At 59.2% G+C, this 18,366-nt stretch carries 27 protein-coding genes, 1 tRNA gene and 2 pseudogenes; 19 read left to right on the top strand and 11 right to left on the bottom strand.

The window, feature by feature from the left end; translation table 11 throughout:
* Positions 1-68 precede the first annotated feature (68 nt).
* The 5 genes from FJ958_RS08825 to FJ958_RS08845 all read right to left on the bottom strand — a co-directional run bounded on the left by FJ958_RS08825 (position 69) and on the right by FJ958_RS08845 (position 2,178).
* Entirely contained in the window at positions 69-314 is a 246-nt protein-coding gene (locus FJ958_RS08825; protein ID WP_140741597.1) for a DUF982 domain-containing protein, read from the bottom strand.
* A 168-nt stretch (positions 315-482) separates the two neighbouring features.
* The gene (locus tag FJ958_RS08830; protein ID WP_140741599.1) at positions 483-689 is read right to left on the bottom strand and encodes a hypothetical protein; all 207 of its coding nucleotides are present in this window, start codon (positions 687-689) and stop codon (positions 483-485) included.
* 166 nt (positions 690-855) lie between these two features.
* Positions 856-1,692: a hypothetical protein gene (locus FJ958_RS08835; protein ID WP_140741601.1), complete on the bottom strand. Its 837-nt coding sequence runs from the start codon at positions 1,690-1,692 to the stop codon at positions 856-858.
* A 78-nt stretch (positions 1,693-1,770) separates the two neighbouring features.
* Positions 1,771-1,844 (bottom strand) — tRNA-Gln (locus FJ958_RS08840).
* 37 nt (positions 1,845-1,881) lie between these two features.
* Complete coding sequence (locus tag FJ958_RS08845; protein WP_181176334.1) at positions 1,882-2,178, bottom strand: hypothetical protein; 297 nt, start codon at positions 2,176-2,178, stop codon at positions 1,882-1,884.
* Positions 2,179-2,447: 269 nt separating this feature from the next.
* Here FJ958_RS08845 and FJ958_RS08850 point away from each other — a divergent pair, with 269 nt between their 5' ends.
* On the top strand, positions 2,448-2,744 hold the full coding sequence (locus tag FJ958_RS08850) for a hypothetical protein (RefSeq protein ID WP_140741603.1): 297 nt from the start codon (positions 2,448-2,450) through the stop codon (positions 2,742-2,744).
* 87 nt (positions 2,745-2,831) lie between these two features.
* Entirely contained in the window at positions 2,832-2,966 is a 135-nt protein-coding gene (locus FJ958_RS32415; RefSeq protein ID WP_281406653.1) for a hypothetical protein, read from the top strand.
* Between the two features lie 128 nt (positions 2,967-3,094).
* Here FJ958_RS32415 and FJ958_RS08855 read toward each other — a convergent pair whose 3' ends face one another.
* The 4 genes from FJ958_RS08855 to FJ958_RS08870 form a co-directional block, all read right to left on the bottom strand.
* Positions 3,095-3,340: a DUF982 domain-containing protein gene (locus FJ958_RS08855; RefSeq protein ID WP_140741605.1), complete on the bottom strand. Its 246-nt coding sequence runs from the start codon at positions 3,338-3,340 to the stop codon at positions 3,095-3,097.
* A 12-nt stretch (positions 3,341-3,352) separates the two neighbouring features.
* On the bottom strand, positions 3,353-3,589 hold the full coding sequence (locus tag FJ958_RS08860; protein WP_140613191.1) for a DUF982 domain-containing protein: 237 nt from the start codon (positions 3,587-3,589) through the stop codon (positions 3,353-3,355).
* Positions 3,590-3,710: 121 nt separating this feature from the next.
* Positions 3,711-4,154 (bottom strand): GFA family protein, encoded by a 444-nt coding sequence (locus FJ958_RS08865; RefSeq protein ID WP_140741607.1) that lies wholly within the window; start codon positions 4,152-4,154, stop codon positions 3,711-3,713.
* A 38-nt stretch (positions 4,155-4,192) separates the two neighbouring features.
* The gene (locus tag FJ958_RS08870) at positions 4,193-4,372 is read right to left on the bottom strand and encodes a DUF3606 domain-containing protein (RefSeq protein WP_140741609.1); all 180 of its coding nucleotides are present in this window, start codon (positions 4,370-4,372) and stop codon (positions 4,193-4,195) included.
* A 705-nt stretch (positions 4,373-5,077) separates the two neighbouring features.
* Between FJ958_RS08870 and FJ958_RS08875 the strand changes: the two genes are divergently transcribed.
* Positions 5,078-5,506 carry a DoxX family protein gene (locus tag FJ958_RS08875; protein WP_140741611.1) on the top strand — a complete coding sequence of 143 codons (429 nt, stop codon included), beginning with the start codon at positions 5,078-5,080 and terminating at the stop codon, positions 5,504-5,506.
* Positions 5,507-5,552: 46 nt separating this feature from the next.
* Here the strand turns inward: FJ958_RS08875 and FJ958_RS08880 are convergent, their stop codons facing one another.
* On the bottom strand, positions 5,553-5,858 hold the full coding sequence (locus FJ958_RS08880; RefSeq protein WP_140613187.1) for a hypothetical protein: 306 nt from the start codon (positions 5,856-5,858) through the stop codon (positions 5,553-5,555).
* Between the two features lie 189 nt (positions 5,859-6,047).
* Here FJ958_RS08880 and FJ958_RS08885 point away from each other — a divergent pair, with 189 nt between their 5' ends.
* The 15 genes and pseudogenes from FJ958_RS08885 (at position 6,048) to FJ958_RS08960 (ending at position 16,767) form a co-directional block, all read left to right on the top strand.
* Entirely contained in the window at positions 6,048-6,416 is a 369-nt protein-coding gene (locus FJ958_RS08885; protein WP_140741613.1) for a phospholipid-binding protein, read from the top strand.
* A 500-nt stretch (positions 6,417-6,916) separates the two neighbouring features.
* Complete coding sequence (locus FJ958_RS08895) at positions 6,917-7,300, top strand: hypothetical protein (RefSeq protein ID WP_140741615.1); 384 nt, start codon at positions 6,917-6,919, stop codon at positions 7,298-7,300.
* The gene (locus tag FJ958_RS08900) at positions 7,293-7,679 is read left to right on the top strand and encodes a hypothetical protein (protein WP_140741617.1); all 387 of its coding nucleotides are present in this window, start codon (positions 7,293-7,295) and stop codon (positions 7,677-7,679) included. Before FJ958_RS08895 ends, FJ958_RS08900 begins: the two co-directional genes overlap by 8 nt.
* Positions 7,624-8,295: pseudogene (locus FJ958_RS08905) on the top strand (terminase family protein); the annotation flags it as partial. The gene FJ958_RS08900 and the pseudogene FJ958_RS08905, both read left to right, overlap by 56 nt.
* A gap of 274 nt (positions 8,296-8,569) precedes the next feature.
* Positions 8,570-9,325 carry a terminase family protein gene (locus tag FJ958_RS08910; RefSeq protein ID WP_140741621.1) on the top strand — a complete coding sequence of 252 codons (756 nt, stop codon included), beginning with the start codon at positions 8,570-8,572 and terminating at the stop codon, positions 9,323-9,325.
* Between the two features lie 171 nt (positions 9,326-9,496).
* Positions 9,497-11,743 (top strand): cell wall hydrolase, encoded by a 2,247-nt coding sequence (locus FJ958_RS08915; protein WP_140741623.1) that lies wholly within the window; start codon positions 9,497-9,499, stop codon positions 11,741-11,743.
* A 54-nt stretch (positions 11,744-11,797) separates the two neighbouring features.
* Positions 11,798-12,079, top strand: a complete 282-nt coding sequence (locus tag FJ958_RS08920) for a hypothetical protein (RefSeq protein WP_140741625.1) — start codon at positions 11,798-11,800, stop codon at positions 12,077-12,079.
* Positions 12,080-12,494: 415 nt separating this feature from the next.
* Positions 12,495-12,800 (top strand): annotated as a pseudogene (locus FJ958_RS08925) (terminase); the annotation flags it as partial.
* Between the two features lie 110 nt (positions 12,801-12,910).
* Positions 12,911-13,918, top strand: coding sequence for a hypothetical protein (locus FJ958_RS08930; RefSeq protein ID WP_140741627.1), 1,008 nt, complete (start codon positions 12,911-12,913; stop codon positions 13,916-13,918).
* 149 nt (positions 13,919-14,067) lie between these two features.
* On the top strand, positions 14,068-14,505 hold the full coding sequence (locus FJ958_RS08935) for a hypothetical protein (protein ID WP_140741629.1): 438 nt from the start codon (positions 14,068-14,070) through the stop codon (positions 14,503-14,505).
* Positions 14,506-14,928: 423 nt separating this feature from the next.
* Positions 14,929-15,168, top strand: coding sequence for a hypothetical protein (locus tag FJ958_RS08940; protein ID WP_140741631.1), 240 nt, complete (start codon positions 14,929-14,931; stop codon positions 15,166-15,168).
* 226 nt (positions 15,169-15,394) lie between these two features.
* Positions 15,395-15,784, top strand: coding sequence for an SMI1/KNR4 family protein (locus tag FJ958_RS08945; protein WP_140741633.1), 390 nt, complete (start codon positions 15,395-15,397; stop codon positions 15,782-15,784).
* A gap of 2 nt (positions 15,785-15,786) precedes the next feature.
* Positions 15,787-15,993 carry a hypothetical protein gene (locus tag FJ958_RS08950; protein WP_140741635.1) on the top strand — a complete coding sequence of 69 codons (207 nt, stop codon included), beginning with the start codon at positions 15,787-15,789 and terminating at the stop codon, positions 15,991-15,993.
* Between the two features lie 298 nt (positions 15,994-16,291).
* On the top strand, positions 16,292-16,516 hold the full coding sequence (locus FJ958_RS08955; protein ID WP_140741637.1) for a hypothetical protein: 225 nt from the start codon (positions 16,292-16,294) through the stop codon (positions 16,514-16,516).
* The gene (locus FJ958_RS08960) at positions 16,513-16,767 is read left to right on the top strand and encodes a hypothetical protein (RefSeq protein WP_140741639.1); all 255 of its coding nucleotides are present in this window, start codon (positions 16,513-16,515) and stop codon (positions 16,765-16,767) included. The genes FJ958_RS08955 and FJ958_RS08960 overlap by 4 nt, the downstream gene beginning before the upstream one ends.
* Positions 16,768-17,150: 383 nt before the next feature.
* On the opposite strand, the gene FJ958_RS08965 is transcribed toward FJ958_RS08960, so the two are convergent.
* On the bottom strand, positions 17,151-17,480 hold the full coding sequence (locus FJ958_RS08965) for a hypothetical protein (RefSeq protein ID WP_140741641.1): 330 nt from the start codon (positions 17,478-17,480) through the stop codon (positions 17,151-17,153).
* A gap of 143 nt (positions 17,481-17,623) precedes the next feature.
* On the opposite strand from FJ958_RS08965, the gene FJ958_RS08970 reads away from it, so the two are divergent.
* Complete coding sequence (locus FJ958_RS08970) at positions 17,624-18,193, top strand: hypothetical protein (RefSeq protein WP_140741643.1); 570 nt, start codon at positions 17,624-17,626, stop codon at positions 18,191-18,193.
* Positions 18,194-18,366: the final 173 nt, after the last annotated feature.

Genomic DNA, 18,366 nt, shown 5'->3' on the forward strand with positions numbered 1-18,366 from the left:
GGTGGGACGGGCCGTTCGAAAGGCGTTCCAACAGCCCGCCCCGGCGCCAGGACGAGCGGCGGGGCAACTCACTCAACCAGGATATGCGCCTCGCGCGCGGCCTCGACGAAGGCCTCCCTGGCGGTATCGGGAGAGACGTCGCCGCTGGTCGCACGGCGGCAGGCGCGCAGTGCCGACTGATGCTTCAGGCTGCCGGCGTCGCGCCAATGTGTGGTCAGCAATTCGATGGCCTGCTGTGTATTGGACAGGTTGCGGGTGGCCCCGGTGACGCCGACCGAAACCACCACGGGCTTGGAGAACCACGCAGTTTGCATTGGAACCTCGACAAGGTTGCGGGCTTAGAACGCGTGCCGCCGCGCGTGGTTTCATGCCTGCCAATCACTCTAGCGTGAGGCCAGGGAGCACCGGCCCGTGGCATGGCCCAAGGCCTGGTTAGACGCAATTGCGGCCGCGAAACCGTTTCACGCTTTTCCTGGAATGCTTCAAAGGATGTTGGTCGTCACCTCGACGATGATCGCGGCACCTTCCAGTTTGCCGTCGGGGACGTGCACGACGCGCGAGACCCGCAGGTCCTGGGGACTTCCGTCGACCGACAGGGAAACGCTTTCTCCAATCCGCGGCACCGCCTGGAAAATGGCGTTGGTGGCGTCCGGCCGGTTATCGATGGATATACGGCAGTTGACGGTCATGGAATGTCTCCTGTCTGGCCATGCCCCCAATCGTCAACGCCGGGTCCATCAAATGGTTTCAGGAGGGGCGGCGCAAAACCGGTCCTGCCCTGATGAAGGGCTGGTTCCCGCTCATGGGCTCGAACCGCTGGCGGGGCGACAGTCAATTAACTCGAGCCTAGCCGAATCAGTTTTTTGACCCGACGGCTTTGGCTTCCGGGCCTTTTTCCTTTTCAAACACCGGGAAATCATCGGTGCCGAAAAATTTCCTCATCGCCGGTCCGATACCGAATGTAACCTTCTCTCCCATTTCAGTTAGGTCGGACACCATGACGCGGATGCTCTTTATGAGGCTCTCTAGCTCGATCTCCAGCGGGACCATCCGGGAGTGCTCTTCCTTGGTTAGACCAGAGGTTATCACCCCTTCTTCGACTGCGAGATGGTTCTTGATGATATCTTTAACACCGTCTCGCTTTTCAGAGTACAGCCTCACAACCTCGACCAGGTTCCGGTGTTGCATGAATAGCGTAACCGCAGTCTGCATCAAATCGCTGTCCTTTGCCGCGATCAGCGGTGACAATTCGGCAGCATCGACATCGTACAGCTGGTAGCTGCCCACGATTGGCAGCACTCTCTTCCAAAGCGGCAGGCCCGTTAAACCGCGATCGTTGGCGTTGGAAAGTGATTCGTCAATGAGCTTCTTTAGGGCAACGACGTCACTGAGAATCAGCGACGATTTCACCATTAGTCGCAGGGCGTAAGATTGCTGCTCTGCAACCCTGGCATGTTCATCACGCTCCAGCGTTTCGCGGGAAGTCTGCTTCGCGAGGAGGAAAGCTACAAACGCACTGATCACAGAACCTAAAACTGCGCCGCCGAATCCCGCCAAGAGCGTTGCATATTCGGCGATCGACGCAACCTTATCTGCGATGAACAGAATAAATGCTCCGCCTGCAAGCGCGCCGAAGAAGCCGACCGATATTAGTTCAACGATGGAATTTTTGACGTTAACGGTCTTTGCCACCCGGAACCCCTCGCGAACGTTTATTCGATACATATTCGATGCATCGGATCAAAAAGCAAGCTAAGTGATTGAATGTATTGGTTCCCGCTCATGGGCTCGAACCACGATTCACGCCTTCAAAGGGCGCTGTCCTACCATTAGACGAAGCGGGAGAAGCGAGAATGGTTATGACGCCGGCGCGGCGGAGCGTCAATTCGGGAAGTTGTTGACCGGCTCTTCGCAACGATAGACCGGGCAATGCCCGTCGCGGGACGGGATATAGGCCGACATCGGCACTTCCGGCCAGTCGCATTCATTGCCGAACTGCCTGACATAGCGGTCATAGGTGTTCGGGCCGGTGGTCAGCACCACGGCGCGTTGGCTCTGGATCATGGCCCGGATCTCGGCGCAGCTCATGCCGCGGCTGTCGGGCCGGGCCTCGGCCAGACCGGTCGCCGCGAGCATGGGGACCAGGGTCATCAACAGGATTCGAACGCGAGCGGACATGGCGGTTTCTCTTGGTTTTTGATGCGGTGCCAGGCTCTCGAGGCAACCGTGGGCGGACGACCGCTTCACACCTTTGCGGGAGTTGCCCGAGCGGACATGCATTGTCGCACAAAACCCATTATCTGTCCGCCAGTTCCGCGACAGGCTGTGCGTTGCGCCAGCGACGCTTCCAGCTGGCGGGAGGGAAGTGGCCAACCTTTTCGGCCGATGGACGTTGTTCCTGCGAAGGGAAGGCCGCCGTGGGCGGCCGCGCAAGAAAGGAGGCCGGGATGAAACCTCTCGCCATCGCGTCCCTGATGTTGGCGCTGGCAGTGCCGGCGGCGGCGCAGACGCAGCCGAATACCGACAGCCAGGCGAAACAGACCGACAAGTGCCGTGCACAGACGGATCAAGGCGGCAAACAGCCGCTTGGCGGCGGCAATTTGACCGAAAAACTCAATGATTGCGGCGGCGTGCTGAAGCCGCCGCCCACCGGCGACCAGGGCATGGCCGCGCCGGCGCCTGACGAAGGCAATACACCGATCATCAAGCCGGGCGAAGTGCCGGCGCAGCCGCCACAGAAGTAAAAGCCAATTCGTCCGCGTTGCTGGGCAGAGGAACCTCGTACAACGCCAAACGTTTCTTTTGACAGTTGGATTTGAAAGGAACGGATCGTGAGAGATATTGTCGTCACCGCCACGTTTCTTGCTTCCATAGCCATCGTGATCGTTTTGATGCTGATGGCGCCGAAGAGTTTCGGGTTCGAGACTTCCCATCCGATCGTGAGCGGCGATTTGCCTACCCCATAGTCAGGAGCGGTTCGGCAACAGAAAGGCAGGCGGGAATTTCGCCTGCCCTTCTGTTTGAAACCGGACTGTTTCTTTGTCCTGGCGCGATTGCGGACGGAAAACCGCTACGCGATTCTACCGGAACTGCTCTAACGAATGAGAAGGCCGGCGTGATCGCACAGCGCCGTGAAGGCCTCCTGTGCCTGAGCCGCGCCGGCATTGCTTTCGAGTGCCGCCTCGATCTTTTCGCGCGCGGCCTGATAGAAGGGACCGCGCTTGGCATGCGGCCAGTCGATCAGGATTTCACTGGCGTCCTGAAGCGTGGTCACCTCACGGATCGTGTCCGAGCCATGGGGCTTGACCCGCATCGGGGTCGGCAGCATCAAATCGGCCATTGGTTTTGCCCGCTATTGCAGGATCCGCGCTTCGCGCGCGGCGTCGATCATTGCCTCCATCGCCTTTTCCGGCGCCGTCCAGCCATCCAATGCATCGCGGCAGCTGCGCCACGCCGCCCGGTATCGCCGGCCCCGGCCGGCCGGCCAGTCGCCGAGGCATTCCAGACCCTCCCAGGCGCTGCGCACCACGCGCTCCCGCTCGGGGGCGAATTTCAGGCGGATTGGTCGGGGAAACATCTTGTCGTTCAACGGTGGTCTCCGTGACTGGTAATGTCGCCCGGCCGAGCAGCGTTTTTTGGACAGCGCAATGCAGCAAGGGCGGCGGATAACGCCGCCGACAACGGAGGGTTCCAATCCGAAAAATCAATTTTCAGTCGTGCGCGACGGCGTCCGACAGAGGTCTCGCCGCCGGCAAATCGGCGTCTGGCGCCTCCGGCCGGTCATGTTCGAATTGTTCGGTGCCGGGCAAGGCATGCAGCCAGGCCTCGCGCCGGCCGATCCACAATTCATATTCGGGAGTAAGGTCGGTCGGCGCGACGTCGAGGCTGCCAAGCATCACCTCGGCCTCATTGTCGCCGACCCAGGCAACGCGGCCGCCGCAGGTCGGGCAAAAGCTGCGCGTGCCATAGGAGGCGACTTCGCCCGATGTCTCGAAAGCGTCACGCGGCCAGATGGCAAAGGCCGAATAGACCGAGCCGCCCGCCTTGCGGCAGTCCTTGCAGTGGCAAAGACCGACCCGCGACGGCTGGCCGGTGACGACGAACTGCACGCCGCCGCACAGGCAACTGCCGGTCCTGCGTGTGGTGTCGGACATGGTGGCGGCCTCCCTTCGTCAGTCTGCCATGTCACCGGCTATCCGCGCGCGGCCATGTGATTGTCAAGCTTCTTCCTCGAGGGGCCATAGCGCTTGATGATGGTCTGCGCTTCGCTCTGCGGGATGCCGTATTTGCGGGCGAAGGCGGCGACCTCGTAGGTCTCCTCGCTCGAAACCAGCCTGCGGTCCTGTTTGATCTTCGATTTGTCGTCGGGCATGCCAGGCCTCGCTTTCCGTCAGCGGCCGGTCGCGAAGGCGTCGAATTCCCCGGTTCGCCACGCAATGCCGCGGTCAGACATAACAGCGATCGACGCCGCTGGTTCCATGGAAGGCGGCGGACGGACCGGATAAGGCCTGCCCGGCGCCGGTCGCAAGCGGTCGGTTCAGGCCGAGGGGCAGACGGGGTCAGCGTCGTGCCGGCTGGCGTCGCCGCATTCGGCGCAAGGCGCGCTGGTGCCGGGGCAGCCGCGCTGGTGCGTGCCGGCCGGGCAGCAAAGGCCGTTGGAACTCGTCCAGCGCGGGCATTGGAAAACCTGCCCGGTGCCACCGCAGCCGCTGCACTCCAGAACCGGTGACCGGACCAGATGGGACACCGTCCCCAATCTGACGCTCGCGCCCAATTTTTTTGCCCACCCAACACCGCACCGGTCATGCCCGTGCATTAGCCCCGCCTTGACGATAGCACGATCATGGTTACGAACAAGTTCGTGATTTCGTCGGCGCCGCATGCCGCGGCGCGCCGATGGTCAAGGCCTTGGCCAGGCTTGATCCTTCCCTTGAACGCTGGGTACATCAGCTGGCAAACCGGGATCAGTTGTGCCGGATTAGCCAGGGGCGGGGACAGCCGGGGAAAAATTTGCCGAGGCCTGTCGGATCGGTGCCTGACGGCACGTCCTGTGGGCGAACCAAACTGGAGAACGACCATGCCCTCGCAAATCGCTCAATCGCCGTGGCAGACCGCGGCCCTTCTCATTGCCCGCCTGATCTTTGCCGCCGTCTTCCTCATGGCGGTCACCTTCAAGTTCATGGGCATGGGTGCCACCGCGGGCTACATCGCCGCCGCCGGTTTTCCGTTTCCGCTCTTGCTTGCCTGGTGCGCGGCGATCCTGGAGGTTGCGCTGGTGCTGTGTTTCCTCAGCGGAGCCTTCTTCTCGCAGGCGGCCCTTGTCGCCGCGGCCTATGTGCTGCTCCTGGGCTTTGCCTTCCACGGCCCCAGCCACTGGGCCGGCAACCAGGCCGAGTTCGGCTTTTTCGTCGACCATTTTTCCTTCCTGGCCGGCCTGCTGTTCGCGGCGGTGCACGGACCGGGAAGGATGCTGGCGCTGAACCTGGGATGGCCGGGCAGGGCGTGAGACCGAGACCGCTGTCCCGGCCGATGCGGCCCAGGCCGGCCTGGGTTCACATCTGGTCGTTATAGGCCTCTTTCATCTGGCCCACCATGCGGGCCAGTTTCGAAAAGGAGGGTATGTCCGCCTCCGGCTGACACTGGTTGGCCAGCTCCAGCAGCCTGATGGGAAAATTGACGGCGTCCCTGCTCGACGACGACATGCCTTCGGATCGTTCCTCGCTGGTCTCGCTGGCTTCGGCTTTGCGCAAGGCGATGTCGATCTCCTCGGCCGACAGCACCCCCTTTCGGACAAGGGCGTGGTTGATGGCGGCGATGGCCATCAGCAGACCTTCGATTTGCAGATTGGCGACGTTCATGGTTTTGCTCCCATTCGATGGATTCCAAACGCATGAAGGCCTATTCCGATCCGGATGACGGTGCGATGCCCCTTGATCGGGCGGCTGACGCTCCATCGGGCGCGCCGCGATGGAGCCGCGTGTCCGCGATGCCTTGTGCGGGAAAAGAGACTATACTGGCGCGGGCCGGGTAGGAAGCAGGAGGTCTGTATGCGACTTGCTCTAGCCTTTGGTTTTATCATGGCGATGACGACGGCCGCGTCCGCCGGCATGACGATGACGTTCGAATGGGGGCCGACGGCCAAGTGTTTTGATCCGAAATCGCCGCCGATAACACTCTCGGGCGTTCCCGCCGGGACGAAGACCCTGGCGTTCAGGATGACCGACCTGGACGCGCCCGACTTCAAGCATGGCGGTGGAACGGTGGCCTTCGCCGGCCAGAAAACCTTGCCCTATGGAACCTTCAGCTATCGCGGGCCATGCCCGCCCAAACCGCACACTTACGAGATCTCGGTGAGGGCGCTCGATAGCACAGGTAAGATCCTCGCCACGGCGAAGGCGCGAAAGCGTTTTCCGTGACACTGGGGTGCAACGGCGTCGATGGGGCCGGATACACCATTCGGGATCGCGCGCCATCTCGCCGGTTTGACGCAATCCGGGCGGAAACCGGCCGCGCACTTTTCCCGGGCTGCTGAAAAGCGGCATGCATGTCGGACTCGGATCCCGCCGTTTCGACGTGATGTGAATTTTTTCCTAGGAAATCGTTGACCGGCTGAGGGCAGCCATGCTACATATTTGGCCATGGTGCTGATTTGCGCCAATGACCCGCCGCCGAGGCGGGTTTTGTGTTTCTGGCGCTTTGGGACCTCGGCTGCAACTTGTGCGCCAGCGCTCCACGGCCCCCCTCTGTCCTGCCGGACATCTCCCCCACAGGTGGGGAGATTGGCCGTCCTCCCCGCTTTCGCCAATCGCCCAAGCCGCCAGATCGGGCGACGCGCCCGAACCACAATCTCCCCCAGATGGGGAGGCAGAACAGGGGGCGCGACAGAACGCGACTTCCGCGAAATGTGAGAAACCTCATGCCACGTTATGCCACCATCATCACCGACGATGACGGCCGCGAGGTCGTCAGTGCCATCGGCGAGTTCGAGGGCGCGGCGCCGCAAGCGCGCCTGTGGCGGATCGAGCAAGTCGCATCCGGCGTGCTGATCGGCATGGTGCGGGACGCGGCCGGTGGCTTTTGCTTTCCGCAACCGGGCAGCGGCGCGCGCCTTGCTGGCCTTACCCTGGTGGGGCTCAAGGCCCGAACCAAGGCGACGAAGCCTGCCGGGACGGCAAAGCCCAGGAAGCCCAGGAAGAAAGCCGCCCGCTCGAGGAAACCGGCAAGGCGGGTGCCGAAGGCGGGCAGGGCGGTCTCCGCCAGCGATACCGCCGTAAAGGCGATGGGCGAGGCCAATGGCTGATGAAGTCGCCGGCAGGCCGGCACAGCGCAAGGCAAGGCGCAAACCCGTCGCCAACCCGGCCTCTGCCCCAAAGCCCCGTCCGAAGCGGACGAAGAAAACGCTCGGCGATGATTTCCTGACCGCGGTGCGGGCCGATTTCCGCGCGCATGGCGCCGGCGTCATCGCCGAGGTGCGGGCCGACAAGCCGGACCAGTATCTGAAGATCGTGCTTTCCGTGCTGCCCAAGGATTTCGATGTCGCCATCAACCAACTGGATGCCCTGAGCGATGAGGAGATCCGCAACCGCATCCGCGCCCTCGAGGCCGTCGTCAAACCGTTCCTCGATGAGCCAACTGATCTCGGCCCGGACGGAATATCTGGCGCTGCTGGCGGAGCTTGACCGCCGTCGCCGCGCGAACCAACTGGCGGCCTATAAGCCGTATCGCCGCCAAGCGGAATTTCATGCTGCCGGCGCCCAAAACCGAGAAAGACTGTTCATGGCCGGCAACCAGCTCGGCAAGACCCGGGCCGGGGGCGCGGAATGGGCGATGCACCTGACCGGCCGTTATCCCCGGTGGTGGCAAGGCAAGGTCTTCGATACGCCGGTCCGCCTATGGGCCGCCGGCGTGACCGGCGAAGGCACGCGCGACAACCCGCAGCGCGTGCTTGTCGGTCCGCCGCAGCAGCAGGCGGCCTGGGGCACCGGCATGATCCCGGCCGATGCCATCGTCGACACCATCATGGGCCGCGGCGCGCCGGGCGCGCTCGACAGTGTCGTGGTGCGCCATGGCGGCGGCGGCGATTTGCAGGCGGGCGAGAGCGTGCTGTCGTTCAAGAGCTTCGAGAAGGGCCGCGAGAAATGGCAGGGCGAGACGCTGCACGGCGTCTGGTTCGACGAGGAACCGCCGCTCGACATCTATTCCGAAGGTCTGACCCGCACCAATGCGACCGGCGGCATCACCATCGTCACCTTCACCCCGCTGCTCGGCATGAGCGACGTGGTGCTGCTGTTTTTATCGGCGGGTGAGGTGGAGGGGATGGGGAAGGGATGAACGCTTCCTTCTCCCCTTGTGGGAGAAGGTGGCCTCGCGAAGCGAGGTCGGATGAGGGGTGTTCCAGCTTGGCAAGGACGGCGATCCGTCACCCACCCCTCATCCGTCTCGGCGCTGCGCGCCGATCCACCTTCTCCCACAAGGGGAGAAGGCAAAGTGCTGCCGCTCCAACCGCAAAAAATAACGCCTTCACGGAGCGATACAGCCAAGGCTTAGCAAGCTGATTCCGGAACTCCCCATGTCCCGTCACGTCACCTTCATGACCATTGACGACGCCGCTCACTACAGCGCCGAGCAGCGCGCCGCGATTGTCGCCGCGTATCCCGAACATGAGCGCGAGGCCCGCGCCCGGGGTGTTCCGGTGCTGGGCTCGGGGCGCATCTTCCCGGTGGCCGAGGTGCTGATCGCCTGCGAGCCGTTCCGGCTGCCGCGCTACTGGCCGCGCATCGGGGCGCTCGATTTCGGCTGGGACCATCCCTCGGCCGCGGTCGAGCTCGCCTGGGACACAGAGGCCGATGTCGTCTATGTCACCAAGGCCGCCAGGGCCTCGCAGCAAACACCGGCCATGCAGACGCTGACGCTGAAGCCTTGGGGCGAATGGCTGCCCTGGGCTTGGCCGCGCGACGGCCGCCGCGAAACGCTGGAGGGCGCGGGCACCGCGCTGGCCAAGCAATATGCCGCTCATGGGCTCAACATGCTGCCCGGCCACGCCCGCTTTCCCGACGGCTCGGTCTCGGTCGAGGCCGGTCTCATGGAGATGCTCGACCGCATGCAATCCGGCCGCTTCAAGGTGTTTTCCACGCTGATGGACTGGTTCGAGGAGTTCAGGCTTTTCCATCGCAAGGACGGTCAGGTGGTGAAGCTGCGCGACGATCTGATGGCCGCGACACGCTACGGCGTGATGATGCTGCGCGAAGCGGTGGTCGACCCTGCGGAGTTCAAGAGCGCACGGCGACCGGCGGCGCAGAGCGATCCGCTGGGGGCGTTTCGGTAGGGCAAGGCGCCCGCCGCCTTCGCTCCTGACTGCCCGCGGCAGCAGCCGCCTCTCCAAAAACTTCAATTCAAAACGCGCGACCGCCTTAGCCGACGTGCGCGCGTTGCCGGTCGTGCCGCGATCGCCGGCGAGGCGCGCCCTTTTCAACGCCAGCCCAGCAGGAAGCAGCCAATGGTCCACATCATTCCCCTTTCCGTTGGCCAGCGCCGGCTCGATGCCAGCAATGCGCCGCAATATCCGCAGGGATCGCCTGTCGGCGCCGCCATGCAGGGTTTTGGCGACGGCCTTTCCGCTCTCGCCGAGCACCACCGGCAGATGACGGAGCGGCAGGAGGCGTTCGACGCCGAGATGGCGCGCCGCCGTTTCAATGGCCAGATCGCGCAGGCGGAAGACGAGGTGACGGCCAACGCGCCGGCCGACGGCGCCGGCCTGCACGACGCCATGTATGGGCAGGTCGATCCGCGCACCGGCCGCGTGGCGAAGACAGGCTTGTTCGACACGCTGTTCGACGCCGCCTTGCCTGGTGTGCCCGAAAGCCAGCGCGTCAACTTCGCTGGGCAGAAGGAGGCATTGCGTGAGGCCGGCTCGCTACGCATGGCGCAGCGGCAGCTTCAGCGCCGCAAGGATTACGAGCAGAATATGTGGTCCGAGGTCCAACAAGCCGAGCTCGAAGCCATCGCTCAGAGCGATCCGAACGACACCGTTGCGTTCAACTCCGCCCGCCAGCGCGGCCTTGATGTACTTAACAAGATGGGCCTCGATCCACAGGGCAAGTTGCAGGCCGAAACCGCCTGGCGCGAAAGCACGGCAAAGACACGCATTGAGACCCTGATAGCCGAAAACCCGAAAAGAGCGCTCAATCTGCTTGGAATCACCGCGTTTTCCAGCGACCATGGCGACCGACCGGGAGAGGGCATCGATAGCACGATAACCGGCTCGGTTACGCCGGTCGATGCGAATGCGTCGACCGGCGAAGATGAGGACACCGGCCAACGAACGCCAGATGGACGGATAAGGCAGGCGTTTCAAGATGGCCAGCCGACCGACGCTCTGCTCGCGGACCTTTCACCTGGCACTGTCGACGGCCTTGTCCAAGCTGCACACGCCGCAAATGCCGAGAGCTTGATCCACGCCAGGGCCAATATCGACATCGCATCCCAGGATGCGCGCTCTGCGATTATCGACAGGGCTGCCTATTCCGGCCCAAGGCCCGGCCCTGAGCAGTTCGCCGCCGTCTTCGGTACAGAAGAAGGCGGAAAACAGTTCAAGATCTTCAAATGGAGGGCTGATGTCAGCCCGTATCTCGCTAGCATGCGCGTCATGCCGGCAAGCGACATTGACGCTACGCTTGACGTCGCCATGCCTGCCCGGAACCCGTTCAGTCCGAAGAAGGCTCCCGAGCGGTATAAGCAGGATCAGGCCCGATATGACCGGGAAATGGCGCGGTACAATCAGAACAAGCCACGGTATGATCTGATCGCCGATGCTGCTGCCTTGATCTTGCAAGATAGGCAAGTCGACCCTGCGGGCTATGTCCGTCAGGTTCTGCCGAGCGTGGATGCCGCATGGAACCATTTGACGAAGCCAGAGGCCTACGGAATGGCAGTCGCGCAGTCCATTGCGGCTCAACGGCAATTGGGTATCAAGAATGTTCAACCGCTCCCTTTGTCTGTCGCACAAGACCTCATCCAGATCTGGAGCGATAGCAGCCTGACGCCGGACGCCGAGGAGGCGGAGCGCAAGCTGCTTGAAGCGGTATCCGATCCGAAACAGCGTGCCGCCGTTGCCGAGCAACTTGGCAGCGTCAAAGCAAGTCAGACAGAGACGCCAACGGGCAAATCCGGCGGCGAGCCGAACACCAACGATACTGGAACCGGCAAGCCCGTGCAGGCCGCAACCAAGCAGTTCGCGAAGACCATCGACTTGTCTCCAGCCGACATTCTCCGGCTGAAGAAAACCCTGATGACGGAATGGTTTGTTAGGGATGGAGATGGTGAAGCCAAAGGCATCATTGATACAATTCTAAACCGACTTGCTTCGGAGCATTGGGGGAACGATGTATCCCAGGTAGTCAATTCCTGGGCCCAATTCTCCGATGTCAACAGCGTGAGAACCTTACCAGATGGCAGAAATAATGTAGATCAGCTATCCGCAAATGACCCCCGCTTTGCGAAAGCATCGAAGATGGTCGATGATTATTTATCGCGGCGCGCGGCCGGTGCGCCCTCCACGGTCGGCGATAACTTGAATTACGCCAATCCCAAGGTTTCGGATGCGAGCAATCTTGTCTGGATCTACAAGTTGGACGGCCCAAGGCTTGGACAGCATTGGCATGGCACCGTTGACGAGCTTCGGAAATTTCGCCCTGGGGAATTTGGCATCAACCTGCCCAAGGAATACTATCCTTCCGAGCCCTAATCGCGCAACAGAGGTTCACGTTCCATCGCCACGAATTCAAGAGGTTTGCAACCAATGCGTTTGGCCCTGTCCGTCTGCCTTTCCGCTAGCTTGTTCTATGTCGCGCCGGCGGGGGCAATCACCCTCTCTAACAAGGAATGGAAGGCGTTTTCCTGCGTTCTAAGCAAGGCGCGCAATCACGGTAACCCCGACGTCGCGGCGGGCTATGCCGTAGACGAATGCCCAACCGAGGGTCTGAGCGAAGCACAGAAGGAGCGGATCAGGGATCTGGTCACGCGGCGGCTGATGAGAGAATATGGAATGACCTGCCTCGGGACCGGCTGCGGCCCGGGGTAGGTACCTCCACGTAAGGAAACTTCGACCCTATTCGAAGCGTTTCGAATACTTATCTGGTTCGTCCTGTTTTGTTGTGTAATGGCATGAGCGCACGCGACATCGTGAATGCCATTTATGTTCTAGAGCGTGACTTCGATGTGCCGCCGTACGTCTCAAATGCCTTGGCGTGCGCAATGATCAGAGCGATCAAAACTGCTTCCTGAGAAATTCGACGTTATTGCGCAGGCCCATGAAAAGTCCTGCTGTGGTTTTGATTTGCAGCGCGTTGTAGCCGTACATCGGAAAGCCGCCCGCATGTCGGCGCAATACGGGCACTAACAGACACTGGGGCGTATCCGATTTCAGATCTGGCATTAAGCTTTTGAACTAAGCCAAGCTAGACACGTCCATTACGGCACCGCGCTTGCCAAGCAACATGCTGCCCGGTCGCGCCCGCTTTGCCGCCGGCTCGGTCTCGGTCGAGGCCGGGCTGATGGAGATGCTCGACCGCATGCAATCCGGCCGCTTCAAGGTGTTTTCCACGTTGATGGACTGGTTCGAGGAGTTCAGGCTTTTCCATCGCAAGGACGGTCAGGTTGTAAAACTGCGGGACGATTTGATGGCCGCGACACGCTACGGCGTGATGATGCTGCGCGAAGCGGTGGTCGACCCGGCGGAATTCAAGCCGGCTAGGCGGCCGCCGGGCAGAGCGAGCCGCTGGGGGCGTTTCGGTGAGGGGTGACCAATCTCGAAAAACGGTGGACAAGCTGAAAGGTGGTAGACTCAAGAGCGATCCCGATTCGCTTGTAGTCCAAAAACATGCTTCTGTTCGCCTAAACGGCGGGAGCTTTTATGGACCACTACATGAACTTACTGAAACTGCGCATGGGCAGATATCCTACGGTCGATGTAGAAGTTCCGATCGGCGTTCTGTTTGAAGCATGCGATTATTATTACAAAAAGAATGATGCAATCGCGCTGATAGCTGGAAGCACGGTTAATGCCAGTGCGAACGTGGATGAATCGAATGCTATTTACATCTCAGATTTGAGGGATGAAGGCGATTCGTTCTCGATGCTTTTGGTACGTGGCGATCCCGGGAGAGCGATGCCGAGCTTTGTCAATCCCAAAAAGCGCACTGTTACTACTATTAAGTCGAACGAACCGGGCGATGTTCCTGGAGCATCGTCCCACCTCATTGTCTCGAAACAAGAGATCGCGGCTGGGCCAGATCAAGGGCGATATCGAACCGCGATGGAGAGAACTCGGGGAATAGGAAGAGCCCTAGCTCGGGATTTTCTTACAAGCCTGCTGGGAAGATTCTCTGAGGAATTTCCTGATCGCTTTACGGCCGAAAAGAAACGTAAGTCGAAGAAGGAGAAGCCTGAGACTGTCCAATATCGCCCCACCGTTCGGTTCAATCCTCATGAAAACGCCTCGCTCAAAAATGATCTAGAAAGTGGGCGCATAGGTGGCTTCAAGCTCGTCAGAGGTAAGACGGATTTTCAAGGTGAGGCGAACGAGCCAAAAATTGAGAGAATGGATGTGCAATTGCGAGCAGTAATTGCGCCTACTGAGGATGTTAACCGTGTATCCAAGCTAATTAATCACGTTCGAAAAGCTCTCGATGCGATTTCATTCGAAGACTTCAAGCTGGAGTTGGTTGACGAGGGTGGAGACACAATAGGAAGCACGCAGATGTTAAGCGTGGATAATCTTGGCGATGGCGATATGCGATATTGTAAAACGGTAGCCATCAATGGCTTGGGTGCAGGCGTAGTGGAATGTTACGATAAGTTTTACGATCCCATCCTACAATTTGGTAAAAAGGTAATCCACGCAGAAAAGAACTGGCAATAGATATGTGGTGGATAAAAGAGTTATTCTCCTCTGTACGATTTCTGGTGATTAGTGGGGATAGATCTTTTTGGCAGTCGAAGCGTATTTACGAACTCGTACTTCCTTGTGTGTCAACTGCCATTATATTTTTCCTTTATTGGAGTTACCCGATGGCGTTCTCAGGTAAGTTTCTCTCGAAGATCTCGGAAAGTATATTCCAGTTTATGGTCTTTGTGGTTCCATTCCACCTTGCTGCTTTGGGGGCGTTTGCCACATTTGAACGTGCTGGTCTGGATTCCAATCTTGAAGGTGCAAATGCAGAGATAAGGGTTTGGAGCAACAGGGATAACGGCTATTTCTATAAGACGCTGTCTCTTAGACAGTACGCAAGTTTGCTTTTTGGTTATCTGTGCACAATTGGTGTTTTATTTATTATAGTATATATAATAGCCAATAATGTAAATTTTGACTATGTTGCTGGTGATTGGTACGGGAAATTGCACCATATTGCGGTGGTTCTCGTAATTTTCTTCATAACTCATTACGCATTTCTTAGCGTATATTCAATTACATTCCTATTTGATAAAATAAATAAAATCAATGGTTAGTTCCATACCTCTGCGTAGACGCCGAAGGGCTCCCAACGCGAGTTAGGGGCGCGCCGTGACTGCGGCTTGCCGTGACCGTTTGGGCGGGCAGGTTTGCCAAGCCCCTGGAGGAGTTTGCAACAAGTGGTTCGCGCGCCACATCAGAGTTCGCCGCTGAGGGCACGGTGGCTCGCCAAGCCGCCGAGACGAAGTCTCTGGTCAAAGCAGCAGAAGATGCCGCCTACCGCGTGAGCATAGGCGCCAAACCCGACAAGGCTGAGCTTCTTCAGATCATAAAGTCGATTGCAAGGGACCCTTCTAAGGTAAAGGATCCAGGAGCATCGTTGGGGAGGGCCGCTTCCAAAAATTACCGTAAAACATTTCTGATGCGAACCCGAATCTGGAAGGAGAAGTTGTCGTACACCATGCTGCGGAGCGGCGGATATGGAAAAGGTTTCCAAGCATTGTCGGTGCGAAGCCATGGGCCCCAAACTGCGGGCTATTTATGGCGGTGACGGAGGATGGGACGATGCAGTTGCGAAGGCTCTGCACATGCCCGACACGATGCCGGAGGCAATCCGCGATATGTGGGCAAGGAATCTCAAAATCGCCCGCGACAATAATGTAACGCTCACGCCTCAGCAATTCGCCGAGATGTTCGTGGATAACAACTTCGCAAGTTGAGCCGTTTTCCCTGGACTGCTTTCAAATTTCAGCGGCATCCCTTTATTCACAGGCTTTATCGTATTAAATAACGGTGAAGTGCACTAATTTCCTCTCCCCGGGTACGTTCCCAGAGTCTTGCGGGCAAAAAGCGCACTGCCATCCTTGTTCCTCTGCCAGCGCCTCGCAATGTCCATCAATAACAGGCCATGTGGAACCAGTTGCTTAAAGACTTGGGAGGATAGCAATGAGATATATCTTGACCGAGGGACAGTTCGATGCGCCGGCTGAACCCGCAGTCGTTGATGGACTGGCTGCACGCTTGGGAGTCGATCTCCCCAAGGATTATACCGACTTCCTCAAGAAGCATAATGGAGGCGAAGGGTTCATCGGCGATAACTACATTATTTTCTTTAAATCTGAAGAATTGTTTGACTTTAATCGAGAGTATGAGGTTGAAAAATATGCGCCAGGCATCCTCTTGTTCGCATCGAACGGCGGAGGTGAAGGCTATGGCTTTGACACTGAAGATGCAGCCATGCCAATCGTGCGCATCCCATTCATAGGTATGGATCGGCAATACGCTGAAACAATAGCGCATGACCTAGCCGATCTATTTGCTCAATTGGCGGACTGAAAATGAGCGACAAAGATGGACATTCGCGCCCCAAGGGCATGGAGCTGTTTGAGATTACACCGATTATCGTTGGGGGCGATCCAGTCAGTTTAGAAAATAAGACTTGGTTGACCAGACAAGAGCACTTTGAAGCGGTGCGCTACCGGAATCGAGCTATCAGGATTCTGCGTAAGGCGGCGCAGGAGAAAGCGGGGCGGGTGGATGAGTAGGGTGCGGGAGGATCGATGACCCGTTTCGGCCGATTGTGCAAGCGGGCGAGCCGCCGGCGCGATGCAACTCGCTCCTAGATTTGAAGCAGATCATAGGGGATCCGCGAGGCTGATATCTGGTCCAAGATATGTCTTGAGCGCTAGCTTATCCGATCGTTACCTGTTGGTTTTGATTAAGAATTTTTGAGAGACTATCAGTATACTGTAGAACACCTCGATATAAAAGAGCGAAGGCCTAACAGATCGGGGTTTTGTAATCATTAGTCGAGCCGCTGATAAGATGGCTGCGGAGTTGATTATGCCGATGGAGGACAATACCGTGCCGAACCTCCAAAGCGTCTCGCGCCTGCCTACCGCCGATACCAGTACCGGAGAACACGATCTCGATCGTGCCCGGTTCGAGGCGCGTCAATATCTCAAATTCTACAACTGGGTCTTGTCCATAAAAGGCGAGTATCTGGGATATGGTGCCGAAAGAATAATCTACATATTCCTCTTCCAGAACCTGGTCGACCGGATGTGAACCAATGGATCTGGGTCATCGTTGGCGACGTGCCGCCGACATATATCCCTGCTGACGACGCCACGACGCCCTTCGAGGCTCTTGATGGGTACATTGGCGCCCTTGAGGAATGGGTCGAGGCAGCGCGCAAGGGGAAGTCGGTGGCGAATTTGATACCGGTCAATGTCGATGCCAATCCCGTCAACGCTGAAATACTGGCTGGCCGTCTTAAATTTCTCGACGAGAAGATTTTACCCGAGCTCCGGGGCTGATGAACAGGAATGGCGAGACCAATTCAGGGATGAGTACGGAGGACTTGGTCCGCCACTGAAGCTCGCGAACACGCGGCAGCAGAACGTGTCGCCGTAGTGGAGGAAAAAAGGGTCTCGTCATGCTAACCGGGGAAACGTATTAAATAGGAATTTTTTCTCGTAGGCCTGTTGACGGCGTGAGGGCAGCAATAGTACATTTTCGTCCATGGTGCTGATTTGCGCCAGCGACCCGCCCTCGAGGCGGGTTTTGTTTTTGGGGCGAGGATCCCTGGAATTACGGAGTGCATTTTAACGACCGCACTCTATGTAGCTGACGTGAACCGGAACCTGGAATAATGCACGTCATCGTAATTCCTATCGGTGGTCCACTTCGTCGCCGCGCTCTACACGTGAACCGAAATGCCCATCCTCTTGAAGAATTCAAAAACAGGGTCAGCAGACACCAGTGCTGTCGCGACGATCAGCGAGATCCAGAGAAAAGTCATAACAGACGCCGCGGTCATCTGAGCGTCCTGTGTTCCCTTGCAGGGAAACATTGCCCTCCAGGTCCAAAGAAATATCCGCCACAAATCCAGCAGAGCGGAGGCGGTTTTCGTCACGAGGATTATTGAGACGAAAATTCTAAACCCGTGGTCAAATGCAGTCTGCGGATTCTCCAGTCTTCGCCAGACGATCGCGCCGGTCATTGCCAACAGCGTCATCCGCACCGACAACGACAGTAGTGCTCCGCAGAGGCTAAGAAGCCGCTGCCTCCGGTCGCTGTGCCATTGTACGTTGTTAGGAAATCTTGAAAACACTCTATCCCCCTGGCTCGACTATTAGCAGGTTGCGGAGCGAGTAGAAATGAAGCAGCGCGATGACGGTTCGAATTGTCGGCGGCAACCTCCGCGATCTCTCCTACATCGCCGCCAATCTGCGCCCCGAAGACCGCGCCGAGATCGACTGCCAGCTTGATCAGTGGTCGCCGGCGCTCTTGGCGCTGACGGCGCTGCAGGGCTTTGCCTATGTCGCCGAGCTCGACGGCAATCCCGAGGCCGGCTTTGGCGCCGCTGAGCAGCGCGGCGGCTTATGGATCGCCTGGAGCTGGGGGACGCGCCGCATGAAGCGCTGCGTGCCCCGGATCACGGCGTTCTTTCACTCGGTGCTCGGACCGCAGGTCGCGGCGCGGGGCGCCTGGCGGGTCGAGGCCCGCGCCCTGGCCGCCAATCATCTGGCGCTGCGCTGGCTTGGCCGGCTCGGCGCCACGCAGCGCTGCCTGCTGCCGGGCTATGGCAGGAACGGCGAAGATTTTTTCCTCTATGACTGGACAAGAGAAGGCTGGAACCATGTGTCTGTTTCAAAAACCACCGGAACTGAAGCCGCTGCCGCCGGCCCCGACCGCGCAGGACAAGGATGTGCAGGCGCGCGAAGCGGCACTGCGGGCTGAGCTCGAACAGCGCCAGGGAACGCTGAGCACGATCAAGACCGACCTCGCGCCAAGCAGCCTCACCGGCCAGCGCCGCGTGCTCCTGGGGCTTTGACCATGACCGCGATGAAGCGAAGCTTTCGCCGGCGCGTGCTGGACTGGTGGTACTGGCGCCGGCATGCCAGGGCGGTGAA

This window comes from Mesorhizobium sp. B2-3-5, from assembly GCF_006442395.1.
Taxonomy (GTDB): domain Bacteria; phylum Pseudomonadota; class Alphaproteobacteria; order Rhizobiales; family Rhizobiaceae; genus Mesorhizobium.